This is a genomic window from Acinetobacter sp. QJM3NY_42 (assembly GCF_056173745.1).
This window is the reverse complement of record NZ_CM149689.1, coordinates 2,367,780-2,386,128: the sequence shown is the minus strand read 5'-3', so window position 1 is coordinate 2,386,128 and position 18,349 is coordinate 2,367,780. Positions and strand designations below refer to the sequence as shown.

16 protein-coding genes are annotated in these 18,349 nt (G+C 42.8%); 10 read left to right on the top strand and 6 right to left on the bottom strand.

From position 1 onward, the window contains the following. Positions 1 to 189: 189 nt before the first annotated feature. Positions 190 to 705: a peptidoglycan-binding protein LysM gene (lysM, locus tag AC0VYT_RS11285; RefSeq protein ID WP_005018880.1), complete on the top strand. Its 516-nt coding sequence runs from the start codon at positions 190 to 192 to the stop codon at positions 703 to 705. A gap of 84 nt (positions 706 to 789) precedes the next feature. Here lysM and AC0VYT_RS11280 read toward each other — a convergent pair whose 3' ends face one another. Beyond that, complete coding sequence (locus AC0VYT_RS11280; protein ID WP_005018882.1) at positions 790 to 1,557, bottom strand: hydroxymethylpyrimidine/phosphomethylpyrimidine kinase; 768 nt, start codon at positions 1,555 to 1,557, stop codon at positions 790 to 792. 99 nt (positions 1,558 to 1,656) lie between these two features. Here AC0VYT_RS11280 and AC0VYT_RS11275 point away from each other — a divergent pair, with 99 nt between their 5' ends. Further along, on the top strand, positions 1,657 to 2,313 hold the full coding sequence (locus tag AC0VYT_RS11275; RefSeq protein ID WP_005018884.1) for an HAD-IA family hydrolase: 657 nt from the start codon (positions 1,657 to 1,659) through the stop codon (positions 2,311 to 2,313). Between the two features lie 123 nt (positions 2,314 to 2,436). On the opposite strand, the gene hemJ is transcribed toward AC0VYT_RS11275, so the two are convergent. Continuing rightward, positions 2,437 to 2,886, bottom strand: a complete 450-nt coding sequence (gene hemJ / locus AC0VYT_RS11270) for a protoporphyrinogen oxidase HemJ (RefSeq protein ID WP_005018886.1) — start codon at positions 2,884 to 2,886, stop codon at positions 2,437 to 2,439. Next, the gene (locus AC0VYT_RS11265) at positions 2,886 to 4,115 is read right to left on the bottom strand and encodes a beta-ketoacyl synthase N-terminal-like domain-containing protein (RefSeq protein WP_005018889.1); all 1,230 of its coding nucleotides are present in this window, start codon (positions 4,113 to 4,115) and stop codon (positions 2,886 to 2,888) included. Before AC0VYT_RS11265 ends, hemJ begins: the two co-directional genes overlap by 1 nt. A gap of 291 nt (positions 4,116 to 4,406) precedes the next feature. Here AC0VYT_RS11265 and AC0VYT_RS11260 point away from each other — a divergent pair, with 291 nt between their 5' ends. The 7 genes from AC0VYT_RS11260 to rimI all read left to right on the top strand — a co-directional run bounded on the left by AC0VYT_RS11260 (position 4,407) and on the right by rimI (position 12,277). After that, positions 4,407 to 5,792, top strand: coding sequence for an EcsC family protein (locus tag AC0VYT_RS11260; protein WP_005018891.1), 1,386 nt, complete (start codon positions 4,407 to 4,409; stop codon positions 5,790 to 5,792). A 243-nt stretch (positions 5,793 to 6,035) separates the two neighbouring features. Further along, positions 6,036 to 6,410 (top strand): 30S ribosomal protein S12, encoded by a 375-nt coding sequence (rpsL, locus tag AC0VYT_RS11255; protein ID WP_000246374.1) that lies wholly within the window; start codon positions 6,036 to 6,038, stop codon positions 6,408 to 6,410. A gap of 164 nt (positions 6,411 to 6,574) precedes the next feature. Continuing rightward, a complete protein-coding gene (gene rpsG, locus AC0VYT_RS11250; protein WP_004655203.1) occupies positions 6,575 to 7,045 on the top strand; it encodes a 30S ribosomal protein S7 in 471 nt (156 codons plus the stop codon). 132 nt (positions 7,046 to 7,177) lie between these two features. After that, entirely contained in the window at positions 7,178 to 9,316 is a 2,139-nt protein-coding gene (fusA, locus tag AC0VYT_RS11245) for an elongation factor G (RefSeq protein WP_005018892.1), read from the top strand. Between the two features lie 94 nt (positions 9,317 to 9,410). Continuing rightward, entirely contained in the window at positions 9,411 to 10,601 is a 1,191-nt protein-coding gene (gene tuf / locus AC0VYT_RS11240; RefSeq protein ID WP_005017071.1) for an elongation factor Tu, read from the top strand. A 236-nt stretch (positions 10,602 to 10,837) separates the two neighbouring features. Further along, on the top strand, positions 10,838 to 11,713 hold the full coding sequence (locus AC0VYT_RS11235; protein ID WP_005018894.1) for a metal-dependent hydrolase: 876 nt from the start codon (positions 10,838 to 10,840) through the stop codon (positions 11,711 to 11,713). 105 nt (positions 11,714 to 11,818) lie between these two features. Then, a complete protein-coding gene (rimI, locus tag AC0VYT_RS11230) occupies positions 11,819 to 12,277 on the top strand; it encodes a ribosomal protein S18-alanine N-acetyltransferase (RefSeq protein WP_005018900.1) in 459 nt (152 codons plus the stop codon). A gap of 11 nt (positions 12,278 to 12,288) precedes the next feature. Here the strand turns inward: rimI and AC0VYT_RS11225 are convergent, their stop codons facing one another. The 3 genes from AC0VYT_RS11225 to trxB all read right to left on the bottom strand — a co-directional run bounded on the left by AC0VYT_RS11225 (position 12,289) and on the right by trxB (position 14,942). Beyond that, positions 12,289 to 13,104: an arginyltransferase gene (locus AC0VYT_RS11225; RefSeq protein ID WP_005018902.1), complete on the bottom strand. Its 816-nt coding sequence runs from the start codon at positions 13,102 to 13,104 to the stop codon at positions 12,289 to 12,291. 19 nt (positions 13,105 to 13,123) lie between these two features. Then, positions 13,124 to 13,855 carry a leucyl/phenylalanyl-tRNA--protein transferase gene (gene aat / locus AC0VYT_RS11220; RefSeq protein WP_005018903.1) on the bottom strand — a complete coding sequence of 244 codons (732 nt, stop codon included), beginning with the start codon at positions 13,853 to 13,855 and terminating at the stop codon, positions 13,124 to 13,126. Positions 13,856 to 13,982: 127 nt separating this feature from the next. After that, complete coding sequence (gene trxB, locus AC0VYT_RS11215; RefSeq protein ID WP_005018904.1) at positions 13,983 to 14,942, bottom strand: thioredoxin-disulfide reductase; 960 nt, start codon at positions 14,940 to 14,942, stop codon at positions 13,983 to 13,985. Positions 14,943 to 15,193: 251 nt separating this feature from the next. Here trxB and AC0VYT_RS11210 point away from each other — a divergent pair, with 251 nt between their 5' ends. Then, positions 15,194 to 18,325, top strand: a complete 3,132-nt coding sequence (locus AC0VYT_RS11210) for a DNA translocase FtsK (RefSeq protein ID WP_005018906.1) — start codon at positions 15,194 to 15,196, stop codon at positions 18,323 to 18,325. Positions 18,326 to 18,349 lie beyond the last annotated feature (24 nt).

The window sequence follows — 18,349 nt, the reverse complement described above, 5'->3', positions numbered from 1 at the left end:
ACCTTAAGGGTGGCTTTTTTTATTTCATCCTTAATTGAAACAAAAGACTAATAGGTAGTAAGTAGAGCGTAGCAAGTCTTACATAAGTTTACTGTTTACAGCCGAAATAAAACTTAAGTACCTTAAATTATTCGGTATAAAAATAAGATAGCAATACACAATATTCATCCACTAACATGGAGTAGAACGATGGGACTTTTTGACTTTGTAAAAGGTATTGGTAAAAAGAATGAAGCAAAGGTAGAACAGCATCAAGCTGCTACGCCTGCTAATTCTGCTCCTCAAGCGGCTCCACAGGCTCCACCTAAGGCTGCAGAACCTTCAGCACAACAGATCGCGAATCAGTTACTGGCTCATGTAAAGAGTCTGGGGCTTGGTGTAGAAGGTCTGTCAGTCAGTTATAACAGTAATACTGATTTGGCTACAATCAAAGGCCAAGTGAAAAGTCAGGCAGACCGTGAGAAAATTATTCTGGCCGTCGGTAATATTGATCATGTGGCTCAAGTAGATGATCAGATGACAGTTGCTACACCTGAACCGCAAAGCAAATTCTATACTGTAAAGTCTGGGGATTCTCTCTCTAAAATCTCTAAAGAATTTTATGGTGATGCTAATCAATATAATAAAATTTTTGAAGCTAACCGTCCTTTGTTAAAAAATGCTGATGATATTTATCCAGGTCAGGTTTTACGTATTCCCCAATAGACAGGGTGAGTAAGCAAAAATTGTTGTTTGTATGCTCGATAAAGCAATAATAAAAAGCCCGCTATATTAAGCGGGCTTTTTATTTTAAAAACGTTTTGGTATTTTCTGCCCATCAGGCACTGGAGTTTCTGCATTTTTTAAGACACCAAATAGCCAGGTTTCTGCATGTTGGACTGCCTGAACCAGCTCATCTCCTAATGCTAAGCGTCCTGCGATAAAGCTTGCCAGTGAACAGCCAGAACCATGATATTCACCTTGTAATCGTGGACAGTGGCTTTCTGCCACCATTTCACCCTGAATATAAAGTGCATTACGAATATAGTCTGGGGTATTCTCATGCCCACCTTTAACCAGAACGGCTTTTGCACCCATTTCAAACAGCTTTTGAGTGGCAGTTTCCAGGTCGTCAAAACCAGTTAAAGCCCGCAGTTCGACTGTGTTAGGGGTTAGAATGCTGGCCAGAGGAATAAGCTCTATAAATGCTTTAACTAAAGTTTCCTGATTACCAAGTGAACCGCCACTATTGGCAACCAGTACCGGATCAAGCACATATTGATAATCTGGGTGAGCTCTTAAAAATTCAGCCAGCGCGCTAATATTTTCTGTAGTACCCAACATGCCAGATTTTACACATCGGATAGGGAGGTCGCCAACTACTGCATTGGCCTGCGCTAGTAATAATTCTCGTGAACTTGCCTCAAAACCAAATACTTGTTGAGAGTTCTGTATGGTTAGAGCAGTACAGGCAATTGCAGCATGTGCACCACTTTGCCCAATTGCTTCAATATCAGCCTGCAGACCTGCGCCGCCTGAAGGATCAAGTCCGGAAAAACAAAGAACTGTAGGACGCACTGCCGTATCCTTATTTAATGCAAATTACGCTAGTATAGAATAGTTTACTTCATCTCTCGACCTTAATCCCGTGTTAAACCTACTGAATAACTGTCCAACATGACTATAAAGAATCTGCTGATTGACCTTGATGGTACCCTGACTGATCCCAAGGTGGGAATACATACTTGTATCCGTTATGCTATGGAAAAACTAGGTTATCCCCTAAAGCCCGATCTGGATATTGACTGGACCATTGGGCCGCCTTTAAAAGCATCTTTTGTTAAGCTGCTTGATAATGGAGATGAACAACTTGCTGAGCAGGCTTTGCTGGGGTATCGGGAGCGTTTTTCTGTAGTCGGACTTTTTGAAAATAAAGTTTATCCGGCTGTGCCAGAAACTCTCAGATATCTCCAAGAGCAGGGGTATCAATTATTTCTTGCCACAGCAAAACCTGCTATCTATGCCAGACAAATTTTGGAACATTTTCAGCTCGCAGATTATTTTACTCAAATTTATGGAAGCGAGTTGAGCGGTGAGCGTACAAACAAAGCAGAATTAATTGCTTTCATTTTGCAGCAGGAGCAACTTAGGCCACAGGAGTGTTTAATGATTGGAGACCGTGAGTATGATATTTTAGGGGCGCGTCATAATGGCATAAATACAATTGCGGTCGAGTATGGTTACGGTTCTGCAGAAGAGCTCATGCAGGCACAGCCTCAATATATGATAAAAAGTTTTGATACATTACCGGCAATTTTAAGTAGGCTGAGCTAAAAAATATGGAAATCAGTTTTTAATTTTTTATTTATGTAATTTAAAGCTTTTATAAAAAATAAATTTAAAAAGCTGAGACAAATAAAAAAGCCCCGAATCTGGGGCTTTTTCGACTATTGATAATTAAAAGGGCTTGACCACTACCAGAATGACAATAGCAAACAGTAAAAGGGTCGGCATTTCATTAAAAAAACGCCAGAACTTATGTGTCTTGTAATGTGCATTTCCGATCAGTTTTTTACGGTAATAGCCACAAACAAAATGGTAAATGACCAGTAAACCGACTAATGCTACTTTTAGATAAAACCATAAAGCTTCATGGTAATGATAAAACTGATCTCCCCAGTCCACCAGAAAGTGTGCTGTAATCAGGGTAGCTATCATTGCAGGCCACATAATTCCCCGGTACAACTTACGCTCCATTACTTCAAAGCGCTGATGACTGACTGTATCATCACTCATGGCATGATAAACATAAAGACGCGGTAGATAGAACAGAGCAGCAAACCAGCATACCACGGCAATAATATGTAAAGCCTTTATCCAAAAGAAAGCATCAGAAGGTGCATTCATCAATTATCCCATTTCTTGAAAATCAGGCAGGCATTGACGCCGCCAAAACCAAAACTGTTACTCATTACAGTATTTAGTTTCGCATCACGTTTTTCAAGCACAATATCAAATGGTTTAGCGCCTTCATCCAGTTCGGTCACGTTAATGTTGGGAGCAATGAAGTCATTCTGCATCATTAAAACAGAATAGATTGCCTCATGTACTCCTGCTGCCCCCAGACTGTGACCAGTCATGGACTTGGTTGAACTGACTGCTGGTACATGGCCTTCGCCAAAAGCGCGTTCCATTGCTTTAAGCTCGGTTACATCGCCGGCAGGTGTTGATGTCCCATGAGTATTCACATAATCGATGCTTTCTATACCATGCTGCTTGGCTTCTTCAAGCGCCATTAAAATACAGCGGGTTGCACCTTCACCACTTGGCGCTACCATGTCCGCACCATCAGAATTGGCTGCATATGCAACCACTTCAGCAAGAATTTTGGCACCACGAGCCTGAGCGTGCTCAAGAGATTCTAAAACAACAAAACCACCGCCACCTGCAATGACAAAGCCATCACGATCAGCTGAATATGGGCGTGAAGCTTTTTCTGGTGTGTCATTATATTTTGAAGACAATGCGCCCATAGCATCAAATAACAGGCTTTGAGACCAGTGATCTTCTTCACCGCCACCTGCCAGCATTAGGTCCTGTTTGCCTAGCTGAATCAGATTATAGGCATACCCAATTGCATCAGCAGAAGTAGCACAGGCGCTGGTAATAGAGTGCGCCATACCTTGAAGTTTGAATGCAACACCTACGTTAGCAGTAATGGTATTACTCATATTGCGTGGCACAAAAAAAGGTCCGATTTTACGTGCGCCTTTTTCTTCTAGTAACTTGGTCATTTCAACTACAGAAGCTGTTGAGTTACCGCCAGAGCCACCTGCAATGCCGTAGCGTGGATTACCAGCGAGATCTTCTACCTGAAGGCCCGCATTTTCTACTGCAGCCACAGCCGAGTTATAAGCATACATGGCGCATACGCCCATAAAACGTTTCAGTTTACGGTCAATATTGTCAAAGTTCTGTTCTGCAGCTGCACTTACATGGCTTTTGAAATTAAGTTCAGCATAAGTTGGATTAAAACGTGTTCCTGAAATGCCGTTTTGTAAAGAGTGAGTAACATCTTCTAAAGTATTACCAATGCATGAGTTAATACCCATACCAGTGATTACAACACGTTTCATCTACAGTTCCCTTTATGGTGAGGTTATGAGCTTGGCTTGGACACTCTGGCAGGAGCGGGGTTATGCCGGATGCGCTACGCTACTCATCTTTCAAATTGAACTCATAATAACAGAAAGGTTTTTGTTTTCTTATGGCAAATCCTATGCGTATTGCAAGCTATACACGAGTTGCACATAGCATGCTTTGAGTTACCTGCTTATAACTAAAAGAAACACTTTAGAATTGTGTTAAATCTTCACTACACCTAGTATTTACTATCAAATAACTAACTGAATGAAGAGGGGAGATTGATGACGAATACTAATAATAATCAGTCAGCAGGTTTTATTTCCAGTGCTGTGAAAGTGGCTAAAAAGCTCAGTTCTACAGGTTTGGATATGCTGAATCAAGCAACGCCTGGTGGTGCCACTAAGCAGAATGGACAGACAGATCAGAATCAGGTTATTGAAGGCTCTGCTCGTGTAAAAAGTCCAATGGAAGCTAGTCCTGATGATCATCCACAGCATATTTTACGTGATTATGTGCCCAAAATGTCACGTCAACTATTAGGTCGTCATTACAACCGTTTTAATGGTGTTGCTAATTTTATTCCTCCTGAAGTCAGTAATAAAATCTCTGATTATATGTTTGAATGTCTGAGTGAACTCAGTTCACAACTCAGTTCGGTGGAAGCCATTTTAAGCGAGGCAGGTGCCAGTAAACTTGAAGAGCTCGAAAAAGATCCTAAACGTTCAAAACGTTTAAGTCAGGCTCTGGCAGAGCAGAATAAATGGATTGCATCAGTCCAAGGCGCAGTCAGCGGTGCAACCGGTATTGTAGGGGCCGCGGTTGATGTACCAGCATCTCTAGCGTTAGCTCTTAGAACCATTTACCAGACCGGACGGGCGCATGGCTTCGATTTGAAAGAAGATCAGGAAATTGTACAACATGTGCTGCGACAGATTGACATGGGTTTGATTGCTGAAAAACAGGCAATACTGATGGGCCTTAAAGCTGTGAGCGGTATGCTGCAAAATAATGATGTTTCACAGTTACAGCAGCTGTTAGGGTCGAGTAATGATTTTGAAATGCTTAAAAAATGGATCGGGCAGGATGGTCAGCAACAAGATAATCCTACTGTTTTTTCTAAGCTATCTATATTGACTAAACTTACTCCTTTGGTTGGTGCAACAGTTGGCGCAATCTATAGCTGGAAACTGGTTGAAGAGGCCAGCCAAAAGGCACAGACAGCATTTGCTGAAGCACGATCTTATCTAGAGCAGCATAATGACTCTTCACTTTCACCTCTGGAAGCATTTAACCGTTCAGAGAAAGCCTTGGAGCAGGCAAGTCCTGCGGTTTCTGCCAAACCGGAAAAAATTGAACAGCCAGAACAGGTCAATCTTGACAAGATAAAAGAAGTTGAGCTTAAAGACCATGACACGATTGCCAAGGTGAAAGTTCAGAAAAAACCTTCTGAAGAAGAGAAAAAGACAGAAGCTGATATTGAGCAGGAAGTTCAGCAAGATATCGAAAGCTTGGCGGAAGATATGGTGGAGCCTCATGAAGCAGTAGAGCCTCAAAAGACTGCTGTGCCATTAGATGAAGATAACCCGGTAGTTGATGAGGAAGAACTGGTTGCTGGCAATCAGGCTAAACTTGCAGCCGAAGAAGCAATAGATAAGCCTGTTGATTAGGTTAAAGTTGAAACTGGTGACATTACAAACTCTTCTACAGAAGCTAAAGAAGCAGTTACAAAAAACTCTTCTTCGAAAAAATAGGCTAAAAACATAAAAGCTTGATAAATAAGCTTTGTCAGGTACTTGGTCAACATTTGTTATGGCATCAAATGTTGACCATTTTTGTGTCTTGGCTTACAATTGCATGCCCTCAAAAAGTGGTATTTTTTTGAGGTTTTTTATTTACGGGAGAATTGCCATATGGCAACAACAAATCAGTTGATCCGCAAGGGTCGTACGACTTTGGTTGAGAAATCCAAAGTTCCTGCGTTGAAGGCTTGTCCACAACGTCGTGGTGTTTGTACACGTGTTTATACAACTACACCTAAAAAACCTAACTCAGCAATGCGTAAAGTTTGCCGTGTTCGCTTAACTTCAGGCTTTGAAGTATCAAGCTATATCGGTGGTGAAGGCCATAACCTGCAAGAGCACAGTGTTGTTCTGATCCGTGGTGGTCGTGTTAAAGACTTACCAGGTGTACGTTACCATACCGTTCGTGGTTCTTTAGACTGCGCTGGCGTTAAAGATCGTAACCAGTCACGTTCTAAATATGGTGCTAAACGTCCTAAGAAATAATTTCTTAAGGATATAGAGCCACAAACCTTTATCGTCTCGCTTGTCTGATTTCTGCATTTATTTTTGTGAAATTCAAGCGACGTGTAGTAAGGCCAGCGAATGCACACGACACTTTGTGCTACTGCTGGATTAACCTGAAGTGTCATATTTATAGGTAGTTTAAAATGCCAAGACGTCGCGTAGTCGCTGCTCGTGAAATCCTTCCGGATCCAAAATTCAGCAGCCAAACCATCGCTAAATTCATGAACCACGTAATGCAAGATGGTAAAAAATCTATTGCTGAAAGCATCGTTTACGGTGCTTTAGACCGCGTTCAAGAAAAAAACAAAGTAGATCCGGTTGAATTTTTCGAGACTACTCTTGAAAAAGTTCGCCCTATGGTCGAAGTAAAAGCACGCCGTGTTGGTGGTGCTACTTATCAAGTACCTATGGAAGTGCGCCCATCCCGTCGTACTGCCCTAGCAATGCGTTGGTTAGTAGATGCTGCTGCTAAGCGTTCTGAAAAAACTATGGCTTTACGTCTTGCTGGTGAGTTGCTAGATGCAGCTGAAGGTAAAGGCGCAGCGATCAAAAAACGTGAAGATGTGCACCGTATGGCTGAAGCTAACAAAGCCTTCTCTCACTACCGCTTCTAAGCGGTTAAAACAGGCCCTAATCAGGAAGATGATAGGCATGTTTTTCATTGATCTGTCATCAATTCGCTTTAAGTTGCAAAAGTAACTTAAAGCGTCCTGTTTTAACAACAAAATTTAGGAATGCAAGAAATCATGGCTCGTCAAACCCCAATTTCTCGTTACCGTAATATTGGTATCTCTGCGCACATTGACGCAGGTAAAACAACTACGTCTGAACGTATTTTGTTTTACACAGGTGTTTCTCACAAAATCGGTGAGGTACACGACGGTGCCGCGACTATGGACTGGATGGAACAAGAGCAAGAACGTGGTATTACCATTACTTCTGCTGCAACTACTTGTTTCTGGTCTGGTATGGGTAACCAATTCCCGCAACACCGTATCAACGTAATTGATACCCCGGGACACGTTGACTTCACAATCGAAGTTGAACGTTCTATGCGTGTACTTGATGGTGCATGCATGGTGTACTGTGCGGTAGGTGGTGTACAGCCTCAGTCTGAAACAGTATGGCGTCAGGCAAACAAATATAAAGTACCTCGTTTGGCATTCGTGAACAAGATGGACCGTACTGGCGCCAACTTCTTCCGTGTTGTTGAACAAATGAAATCACGTCTGGGTGCAAATCCAGTACCTGTAGTAATCCCTGTTGGTGCTGAAGATACTTTCACCGGTGTTGTTGACTTGATCGAAATGAAGTCAATTATCTGGGATGAAGCGTCTCAAGGCATGCAGTTTGAATACGGCGAAATTCCAGCTGATCTTCAAGATCTGGCTGAAGAATGGCGTGTAAACATGGTTGAAGCCGCTGCTGAAGCTTCAGAAGAGTTAATGGACAAATACCTGGAAGAAGGTGATCTTTCTAAAGAAGACATCAAGAAAGGTCTACGTGCCCGTACATTAGCATCTGAAATTCAACCTATGCTTTGCGGTTCTGCATTCAAGAACAAAGGTGTTCAACGTATGTTGGATGCAGTAATTGAGTTCTTGCCTGCTCCTACTGACGTTGAAGCGATCAAGGGTATTCTTGACGATAAAGCTGAAACAGAAGCGACTCGTGAAGCATCTGATGAAGCTCCGTTCTCTGCTCTTGCATTCAAAATCATGAATGACAAATTCGTAGGTAACCTGACGTTCGTTCGTGTTTATTCTGGTGTATTAAAACAGGGCGATCCTGTATACAACCCGGTTAAATCTAAGCGTGAACGTATTGGCCGTATCGTGCAGATGCATGCCAATGAGCGTCAGGATCTTGATGAGATCCGTGCAGGTGATATCGCAGCATGTGTAGGCCTGAAAGACGTAACTACAGGTGATACTCTGTGTGATGAGAAAAACATCATTACGCTTGAGCGTATGGAATTCCCAGAGCCAGTAATTTCACTGGCTGTTGAGCCAAAAACTAAAGCTGACCAAGAAAAAATGTCAATTGCTTTAGGTCGTCTGGCGAAAGAAGATCCATCGTTCCGTGTTCGTACCGATGAAGAATCAGGTCAGACCATTATTGCTGGTATGGGTGAGCTTCACCTTGACATCATCGTTGACCGTATGAAGCGTGAATTCGGTGTTGAAGCGAATATTGGTAAACCAATGGTTGCTTACCGCGAAACAATCAAAAAGACTGTTGAGCAAGAAGGTAAATTCGTACGTCAAACAGGTGGTAAAGGTAAATTCGGTCATGTATATGTCCGTCTTGAGCCTATTGATGTTGACGAAACTGGTAAAGAATACGAATTCGCTGAAGAAGTTGTTGGTGGTGTAGTACCTAAAGAATTCTTCGGTGCAGTTGACAAAGGTATTCAAGAACGTATGAAGAATGGTGTACTGGCTGGTTACCCTGTTGTGGGTATTAAAGCGACACTATTTGATGGTTCTTACCACGATGTCGACTCTGACGAATTATCGTTCAAAATGGCAGGTTCTTATGCCTTCCGTGACGGTTTCATGAAAGCAGATCCTGTTCTTCTTGAACCTATCATGAAAGTTGAAGTAGAAACTCCAGAAGACTACATGGGCGACATCATGGGCGACTTGAACCGTCGTCGTGGTATGGTTCAGGGTATGGACGACTTACCTGGCGGTACTAAAGCTATCCGTGCAGAAGTTCCACTGGCTGAGATGTTTGGTTACGCGACTCAAATGCGTTCTATGTCTCAAGGCCGTGCAACATACTCAATGGAATTCGCTAAATATGCTGAAACTCCACGTAACGTGGCTGAAGGCATCATCAGCAAATTCCAATCTGGCGGTAAAAAAGGTGACGACGAGTAATCTTTCGATTACTATAAGCCCAAACTAATTCTTAGTTAAAAACCAAGTGCTCATGGGGTGACCCTCCATGAGTAGTTAATAAAGGAAGATCATCATGGCTAAAGCCAAGTTTGAACGTAATAAGCCACACGTAAACGTGGGCACAATCGGTCACGTTGACCATGGTAAAACAACTTTAACCGCTGCGATTGCAACAATCTGTGCAAAAACTTACGGCGGTGAAGCGAAAGATTACGCAGCAATTGACTCTGCACCAGAAGAAAAAGCGCGTGGTATTACCATTAATACTTCACACGTAGAATATGACTCTCCAACTCGTCACTACGCTCACGTAGACTGCCCGGGCCACGCTGACTATGTTAAAAACATGATCACTGGTGCTGCTCAGATGGACGGCGCGATCCTTGTATGTGCAGCAACTGATGGCCCAATGCCACAGACTCGTGAACACATCCTGCTTTCTCGTCAGGTTGGTGTACCTTACATCATCGTGTTCCTGAACAAATGTGACCTTGTTGATGACGAAGAGTTACTTGAACTGGTAGAAATGGAAGTTCGTGAACTCCTGTCTACTTATGACTTCCCAGGTGATGACACTCCAATCATCCGTGGTTCAGCTCTTCAAGCACTGAACGGCAACGACGGTCAGTATGGCGAGTCTGCAGTTCTTGCTCTGGTTGAAGCGCTTGACACTTACATTCCAGAACCAGAACGTGCAATCGACAAAGCATTCCTAATGCCAATCGAAGACGTATTCTCAATTTCAGGTCGTGGTACAGTAGTTACTGGCCGTGTTGAGTCTGGTATCGTTAAAGTCGGCGAAGAAGTTGAAATCGTTGGTATCAAAGATACAGTTAAAACGACTGTAACGGGTGTAGAAATGTTCCGTAAACTGCTTGACGAAGGTCGTGCAGGCGAGAACTGTGGTGTTCTGCTACGTGGTACTAAACGTGAAGACGTTCAGCGTGGTCAGGTACTGGCTAAACCAGGTACAATCAAGCCGCACACTAAATTCGATGCAGAAGTATATGTACTTTCTAAAGAAGAAGGTGGTCGTCACACTCCATTCCTGAATGGTTACCGTCCACAGTTCTACTTCCGTACAACTGACGTAACTGGTGCGATCCAGCTGAAAGAAGGCGTTGAAATGGTTATGCCAGGTGACAACGTTGAGATGTCAGTTGAGCTGATCCACCCGATCGCGATGGACGCTGGTCTGCGTTTTGCGATTCGTGAAGGTGGTCGTACAGTAGGTGCTGGTGTTGTTGCGAAAGTAACTGCATAATCACTTTACTGTGTCAAAAAAAGCGTCCTTTTAGGGCGCTTTTTTTATTTATATAAATATATATCTAAATAACTTTATAAAATTGTCAGACAAAAATAAATATCAGCTGTCCTTAACTGATAATTCTATGTCCTTATCTGCCCTTATAGCACAATAAAAAAGACGTATGATAAGAAATAAGAAATCAAAAAATAAAAGCAAGCTAGCGAATTGCTCACTTGCGAGGAGTAACCCTAATGAATGCTAAAGTAAATATTTCAAATCGTGCCGGTGCTAGCTTTCCTGTACGTCGTATGGACTTTGAATTTAATCAGGTTCCACGTTACTGGGCGAGCGGCGATGCCGGTATAACCCATTTTATGACAGCTTTATCTGCACTGTTTCCAGAGGGTGAAAAATTTTTTGTAGATAGTACCCGTGCGGTGCGTCAAAACCCTAAACTCTCAGATCCAGCACTTCAAAAAGAGATTAGTGCTTTTATCGGGCAAGAAGCTATGCATTCTAAGGAGCATCTTGCCTTTAATGCTTCTGCTCAGGCTTATGGTTATGATGTACGTAAAATGGAAGAGCAGACAGGGCAAGTACTTAAAGTAGGTACGGAAGTTGTATACCGTCTGATGAAACCGTTCGGTTACACCAAGGAAATGGTTGATTTAACAGGTACATGTGCTCTTGAACATTTTACTGCCACTATTGCGGCTGAGCTGTTGCAGAATGCAGATGTGCAGGCCTTATTTAATGATGAGACCATGTATAAACTCTGGATGTGGCATGCCATAGAGGAAAATGAGCATAAAGCTGTAGCCTTTGATGTTTATACAGCAATGTATGGGCAAGGGCCCAAGGCTTATTTTATGCGCTCTTCGGCGCTAATCATTGCCTTAACGCTGATTTTCTTTACACAGTCATATTTTACTGTGCGTCTCTTAAGCGCAGATAAAAAACTAACCTGGAAAAATACCAGATATATGCTGAAATTTATGTATGGCCGTAAGGGTTTTATAACTCGACAAATTCCTGAACTGGCAGACTTTTTAAGACCAAAATTTCATCCAAATGATACAGATACCACAGCTCTTTTAGAAAAATGGCGTAATAAACTAGGTTTCTAAAAGTATATAAGAAAAGGGACAATTTAAATTGTCCTTTTTTATTCTCGATTTTTCATAAACAATTCTTATAATGCAAGTTGGATAGCTATAAAAGCCCTGTTGTATATGATCCGCTTAATGCAAAAATCTGACCTGCCTCAGGTGACTGAGATTGAAAAACAGGTTCAGACTCACCCGTGGTCTTTTCGATTATTTGAAGAGGCATTACAAAGTTATCTGTGTACTGTATACGAGCTGCAAGATCAGGTTATCGGCTTCTGTATTCTACAGCCTATTCTAGATGAAGCTAACCTGTTATTAATGGGTATTCATCCTTCCTGGCAAGGTAAAGGACTAGGTTATACCCTACTTGAGCAATCAATTTCACTTTTAGAAAATATGCCTGTACAAATTTTTCTGGAAGTACGTGAAAGCAACACAGCTGCCATCGCACTTTATGAAAAAAGCGGCTTTCATCAAATTGATCAGCGACGTAATTATTATCCTGGACCGAATGGAGGACGTGAACATGCCATTATCATGGTCAAGTCTTGTAGTGAGGATTTCAGCCAGTTATTTCGCTAAGTCAAACTGATTTATTTAACAATCAGCTGATTCCAGCCCGAAGGAAGGGTGGTGAGGAGTGAATCACCCAGCGCATGAATCTCTTCAGCGTTTAAGGAACGGTTCAGATGCCGCCACTGTCCATCTAGTAAAATTTCTAATGGGGTATATTGGGATTTATAGTTCATTTTAGCTGAATGTGGTACCCAGTAACCGAGGTAGATGTAATCTAAACTTAGCATTTTTACATATTCAATCTGCTTTAAAATTGCAAATACCCCTAAGGAGCGGCGGTTTTCATCAGGATCAAAAAAAGTATAAACCGCTGAAATACCATCATCCAGCGGATCACATGTAGAAACGCTGATGAGCTGTTCATCCTTCCACAGCTCAAGAAAGAAGCTTTCTGTACAGCTATGTACCAAGAATTTTTCAAACTGGTCTTGACTGGGTGGATACATGTCTCCATCAGCATGACGTGCCAAAATATAGCGCTCATACAGTGCATAATGCTGCCAGGTTGCATCACGAGTTGAAATAATATTCATGCGTAAATCCTGGTTACGCTTCCATGCTTTTTTCTGGCTGCTGTTCATTTGAAAAGCATTTACAGGGACCCGACAGGAAAGGCATTGCCGGCATAAATGGCATTCTGGACGATAGATAAAGTCGCCACTACGTCGGAAGCCTAGCCGAGAAAGCTCAGACAATGTTTCTACGTCAATACGGTGAACAGGGTCCAGAAAGACCATGCGTGCAGATTTCTTTTCTAGATAACTACAGTCATGTGGTGGTGTAATATAGTACTGCAAGTCATTTAACAGGGACTTAGGGTGATAAGATTTCATACATGGTCCCTCATTATTATCATTCGCTCAGGCAGCTATTAAGTGCAACTGTTTCACTTGAAAATACACGCTCCTGATACTTTTTCCAATCGATAGTAGGTTGAATAATTACATCTTGTAACGATTTAAGATAATCCTGCCGAGAAACTGTACAGGCACCCAAGCTAAGCAGATGTTCATTTACCAGCTGGCAGTCGACCCAGGGTAAATTATTCTCCTTTGCAATTAACATGAGACTATAAAAAGCCATTTTTGAAACATCAGTGCGGGTACTGAACATCGATTCACCGAAACAGCCTTTGCCAATGGTGACCCCATATAGGCCTCCTACCAACTTTGTATCGTCCCAGACTTCAATACTATAGCCAAAACCTGCATTGAACAGGTCGCAGTAGCCTTGGATAATTTGTTTGGAAATCCACGTCTCTTCACTATAGCTACGCGGTAAGGCACATGAAGAAATAACCTGTTCAAAAGCCTGATTTACCGTGATGTGATAGTTGTACTTTTTCATACTCCGTAGTAAAGATTTGCTCGGTTTATAACATTCTGGATAAATTACACAGCGTGGTTCTGGTGACCACCAGCAAATAGGTTCACCCGCATTAAACCAGGGAAATAACCCATGTGTGTAAGCTTCTAATAAAGTAGACGGAGAGAGGTCAGCCCCAATACATATAAGGCCTTCGCCTTCAGTATCAGCTTCTATAGGATCAGGAAAAATATATTGAGAGGGGGGAAGCATGGTCATGATTCAGTCTGAAAAAATCACTTTAATTTATGGTAAGTAATTTCAAACAGGCATACAAGCATAACTGTAAAACTGAAAATAAGAATAGCCGCACTGAGGCGGCTATTAAGAAAATAACTAAACTCTCTTAACTTTCTGGTGTTAAACCATCCAGGTATTTCTCTGCATCAAGTGCAGCCATACAGCCTGAACCCGCAGAGGTAATGGCCTGGCGATAAACATCATCTGCTACATCACCTGCTGCAAATACGCCTGGGATTGACGTTGCAGTCGCATTACCTGCTGTGCCACTTTGTACCTGAATATAGCCATTACGTAATTCAAGCTGGCCCTCAAACATTGAGGTATTTGGTTTGTGGCCAATGGCAACAAATAAACCTTGAACATCAACATCACGTAGTGTGTCATCCTGAACAGATTTGAGTCTTACACCGGTTACTCCAGTATTGTCGCCCAGGACTTCTTCAACCTGATGGTTCCAGAGAATCGAAATTTTGCCTTCTTTCTCTTTTTCAAACAGGTGATCTTGTAAAATCTTTTCTGAACGCAGTTTGTCACGACGGTGTACAAGCGTAACATGTGAAGCGATATTTGATAAATACAATGCTTCTTCAACCGCAGTATTACCTCCACCTACTACCATAACTTTCTGGTTTTTGTAGAAGAAACCATCACAGGTTGCGCAGGCACTTACACCCTGGCCCATAAATTTGGCTTCGGATTCCAGACCAAGATACTGGGCGGTTGCGCCTGTTGCCACAATCAGGGCATCACAGGTGTACTCTTCCATATCACCCTTCAAAACAAAGGGACGAACATTTAAGTCCACTTCATTAATATGGTCATAAATCATCTCAGTACCAAACCGCTCTGCATGAGCATGCATACGTTCCATTAAAGCTGGACCAGTAAGACCCTCAGGGTCACCTGGCCAGTTGTCTACTTCAGTAGTGGTCGTAAGCTGGCCACCCATCTGCATGCCTGCAATGAGTGTGGGTTTTAGGTTTGCACGTGCTGCATACACTGCTGCGCTGTAACCGGCGGGGCCCGAGCCCAAAATAATTAACCGTGAGTGACGAATGCTCATTAAAGCTATCCTTTTTTATGTAGAATTGTTAAAAGTATACGTGAAACATCAGCAAAGTTGTGTTCAATCCATGTGGATAATCTTGATGATGGAAATCGGTTTGAGCTATATAAAATATGTTAACAACACAAATAAATAATGATGCATCATTTTAATGGGAACCGGTGCATAATATAAAGTTTTCTTCTTTGAAGAAAGCCTGACGGCTTCTATATAAGAACATCAATTGATAAATGGTTACGGGACAGTATATGACTGCGGTGTCAAATGTTTATGCACAGCGCTTATTAATGACATTATTCTTGGTTTCATTCGGGATTTATCTGTTTCTGGCAACAGTAACATATACACCGTTTGACCCCGGGTGGATGCATATTTCCAGTGATACCCAGCAAGTCTCTAATGCCAGCGGCGTAGCGGGTGCCTGGATTGCAGATTTGCTTTTTGGCTTTGTAGGATGGGCAAGTTTGCTTATTCCCATCTACCTTTTTATTGAAGCTATCCAGCTCTGGTGGCCACGCAGTTTCCTGAACCGTCCGTTTCGTTATGCTGCCCAGTTTTTTTTAATCCTGACCACGTCCAGCCTTTTATATCTACACTGGAATTTACCTGCAGATACTCTGGAAAATGCCTCTGGTGGCATTATCGGTTATGAACTGGGAAGTAGTCTGGTACAGGTGTTAACAATTTATGGTGCTACTTTCTTTCTGATTGTATTTTGTCTAATTTTACTGACTCTGGCATTTGGTATTCAATGGAATAAAACCTGGGTTACGCTTAAGGCAACCCCTGCATATCTGCAAGATCTGTTTTACCGTAATGTACCTTCCAGTGAATCAGACTTTGACCGCACTGAACAGCAACCAATAAAAAAGCCGGTCGCGATCAGAACCAGAGAACCTGCACAAGAGCAGGTTTTAGCTTCAGAAATAAAGCAGCCAGCTAAGATAGCCTCTCAACCTTCAGCAGCAGACCTGCAAGCAGAGCGTCTATTTAACGATATGTTGGCAAAAGAGCAGATACAACATCAGATGCCTTCACTTGATCCTGAAGATGAAGCAGAGTTTGAACGTACTTTAGAAAAAGCCCATCAGTTACAGCAGGACAGCCAGCGTGTGGTCGCCACCGGTGAAGTATGGCGTGCTTTACAACATGATGATAATCATGACCGTGATATTGATGCCCTGTTAAAAGCTGCCGAAGATGATAAACCGGTTACACCACATGATCATCTGCAACAAGTGGTAGTGGCTCAGGAAGAAAGACAGCCTGAATCCCGTTCTCCTGCGTATCAGCCTCAAACACCACATAATGATGAGATATTGGACTGGAATGATGACCAGATTTTTGATGAGCTGTTAGCTGCTGTACCGCCAACTAAAACGGCAACAGATGTACATACACCTTTTAACAGCAAAAATATATCGAATGGACAGGGCTCATCTGCCGCATCAGCTACTGTATCCAGTGTGACGGCCAGTGTTTCTGGGGCAGCAAGCGCCACGGGAGTTCAATCTGCACTGATGAGACAGTCCATGCAGAATAACGGCAGTGATGTTGCTGAGCTTGAGGAGCTGGTTGATTTTCTGGTGGAAGATGAAGACCACTTTAAAGATCAGCCTGTGAGAACAACAAGCAGTTATGCTCAGTCTACGCCCTTTGTAAAAGCAGAGATTAAAACTCAGTTTAATGCACTAGAGCGTGAAACAGAGACTGAGCAGCATCTAGATGAGCGTGAAATTCTTGCCAAAGATAAAGAAGCCTTTATTGAGGCTTGGCATGAAACGGCTGGTAAACCTCAAGAAATTGAAGAAGAATTTGATCTTGATGCGCCATTAACTGACCGGGCTGGGCGGCCGATGTCACGTGCCATGCAAGTGGTACACAAGCGTCGTGATCTGTCAACTTTGCCTCCAGTTGACATGCTAGATCCGGTAGACCCGAACAAGAAAGTAAACTTTACTGCTGAGCAGTTGGCACGCCTGTCAGAACTTCTGGAAATCAAGTTGCAGGAGTTTAATGTTAAAGCCAAGGTGGTTGAGGCCCAGCCAGGACCGGTAGTCACCCGTTTTGAACTGGATCTGGCGCCTGGGGTAAAAGCTTCTAAAGTAACCAACATCTCCCGTGACTTGGCTCGCTCAATGTCCATGGCTTCGGTGCGTGTAGTGGAAGTTATACCAGGCAAACCTTATATTGGAATCGAAGTACCGAACAGTAGCCGTGAAATGGTACGTTTAACCGAGCTACTGGAAACACCGGCATATCGCGACCCGAATGGCCTTATCTCAATGGCTATGGGTAAGGATATTTCAGGTAATCCGGTTTTGACTGATCTTGCCAAGGCACCCCACATGCTGGTGGCAGGGACTACCGGTTCGGGTAAGTCAGTCGCTGTAAATGCCATGATTCTTTCCATGCTGCTCAAATATACCCCCGATCAGTTGCGTTTAATTCTGATTGATCCAAAGCAATTAGAACTGGCTAACTATAATGATATTCCCCACCTTTTAACGCCCGTAGTGACTGATATGAAAGATGCGGTCAGTGCACTGAACTGGTGTGTTAATGAAATGGAACGTCGTTACAAGCTGATGTCCTTCATGAAAATCCGCAAGATTACTGATTATAACCGTAAGGTCGAAGAAGCAATTGCGAACGGTGAGGATCTGATTGATCCGACATGGAAACCCGGTGATTCGGCAACTCAAGAGCGTGCTCCACGCTTAACTCCTTTACCTATGATTGTGATCGTGGCTGATGAATTTGCAGATATGATTATGCAGGTGGGTAAAAAAGCAGAAGAAATGATTACTCGTCTCGCGCAAAAATCACGTGCTGCTGGTATTCATTTATTGCTTGCAACTCAGCGCCCTTCTGTGGATGTCATTACCGGCCTGATTAAAGCCAATATTCCAACCCGTGTGGCATTACGTGTTAACAGCAAAATTGACTCCCGTACTATTTTAGATGCAGGTGGGGCAGAGGACTTGTTAGGGCACGGTGATATGTTGTTCTTGGGGCCAGGTAAAATTGAACCCGAACGTGTACATGGCGCCTTCATTTCTGATGATGAAGTTAACCGTATTTGTGATGCATGGCGCGAACGTGGTGATCCTGATTACATTGACGAGATATTGACACCGTTTGATGAAGAACCAAGCTCACGTGGTTTCGAGGATGGTGGAGAAGGCGGTTCCGACCGGGATATGCTTTACGACCAGTGTGTCGCATTTGTACTGGAAACCCGTAAAGCTTCTACCTCTTCTCTCCAGCGTAAATTTAGCTTGGGTTACAACCGTGCTGCGCGCATTATTGATCAGATGGAAGAAAATGGTATTGTAAGTGCGATGGGTGCAAATGGTAAGCGTGAAATTTTAGTATAAAAGGTCTTTAAATAAAAAACCTGC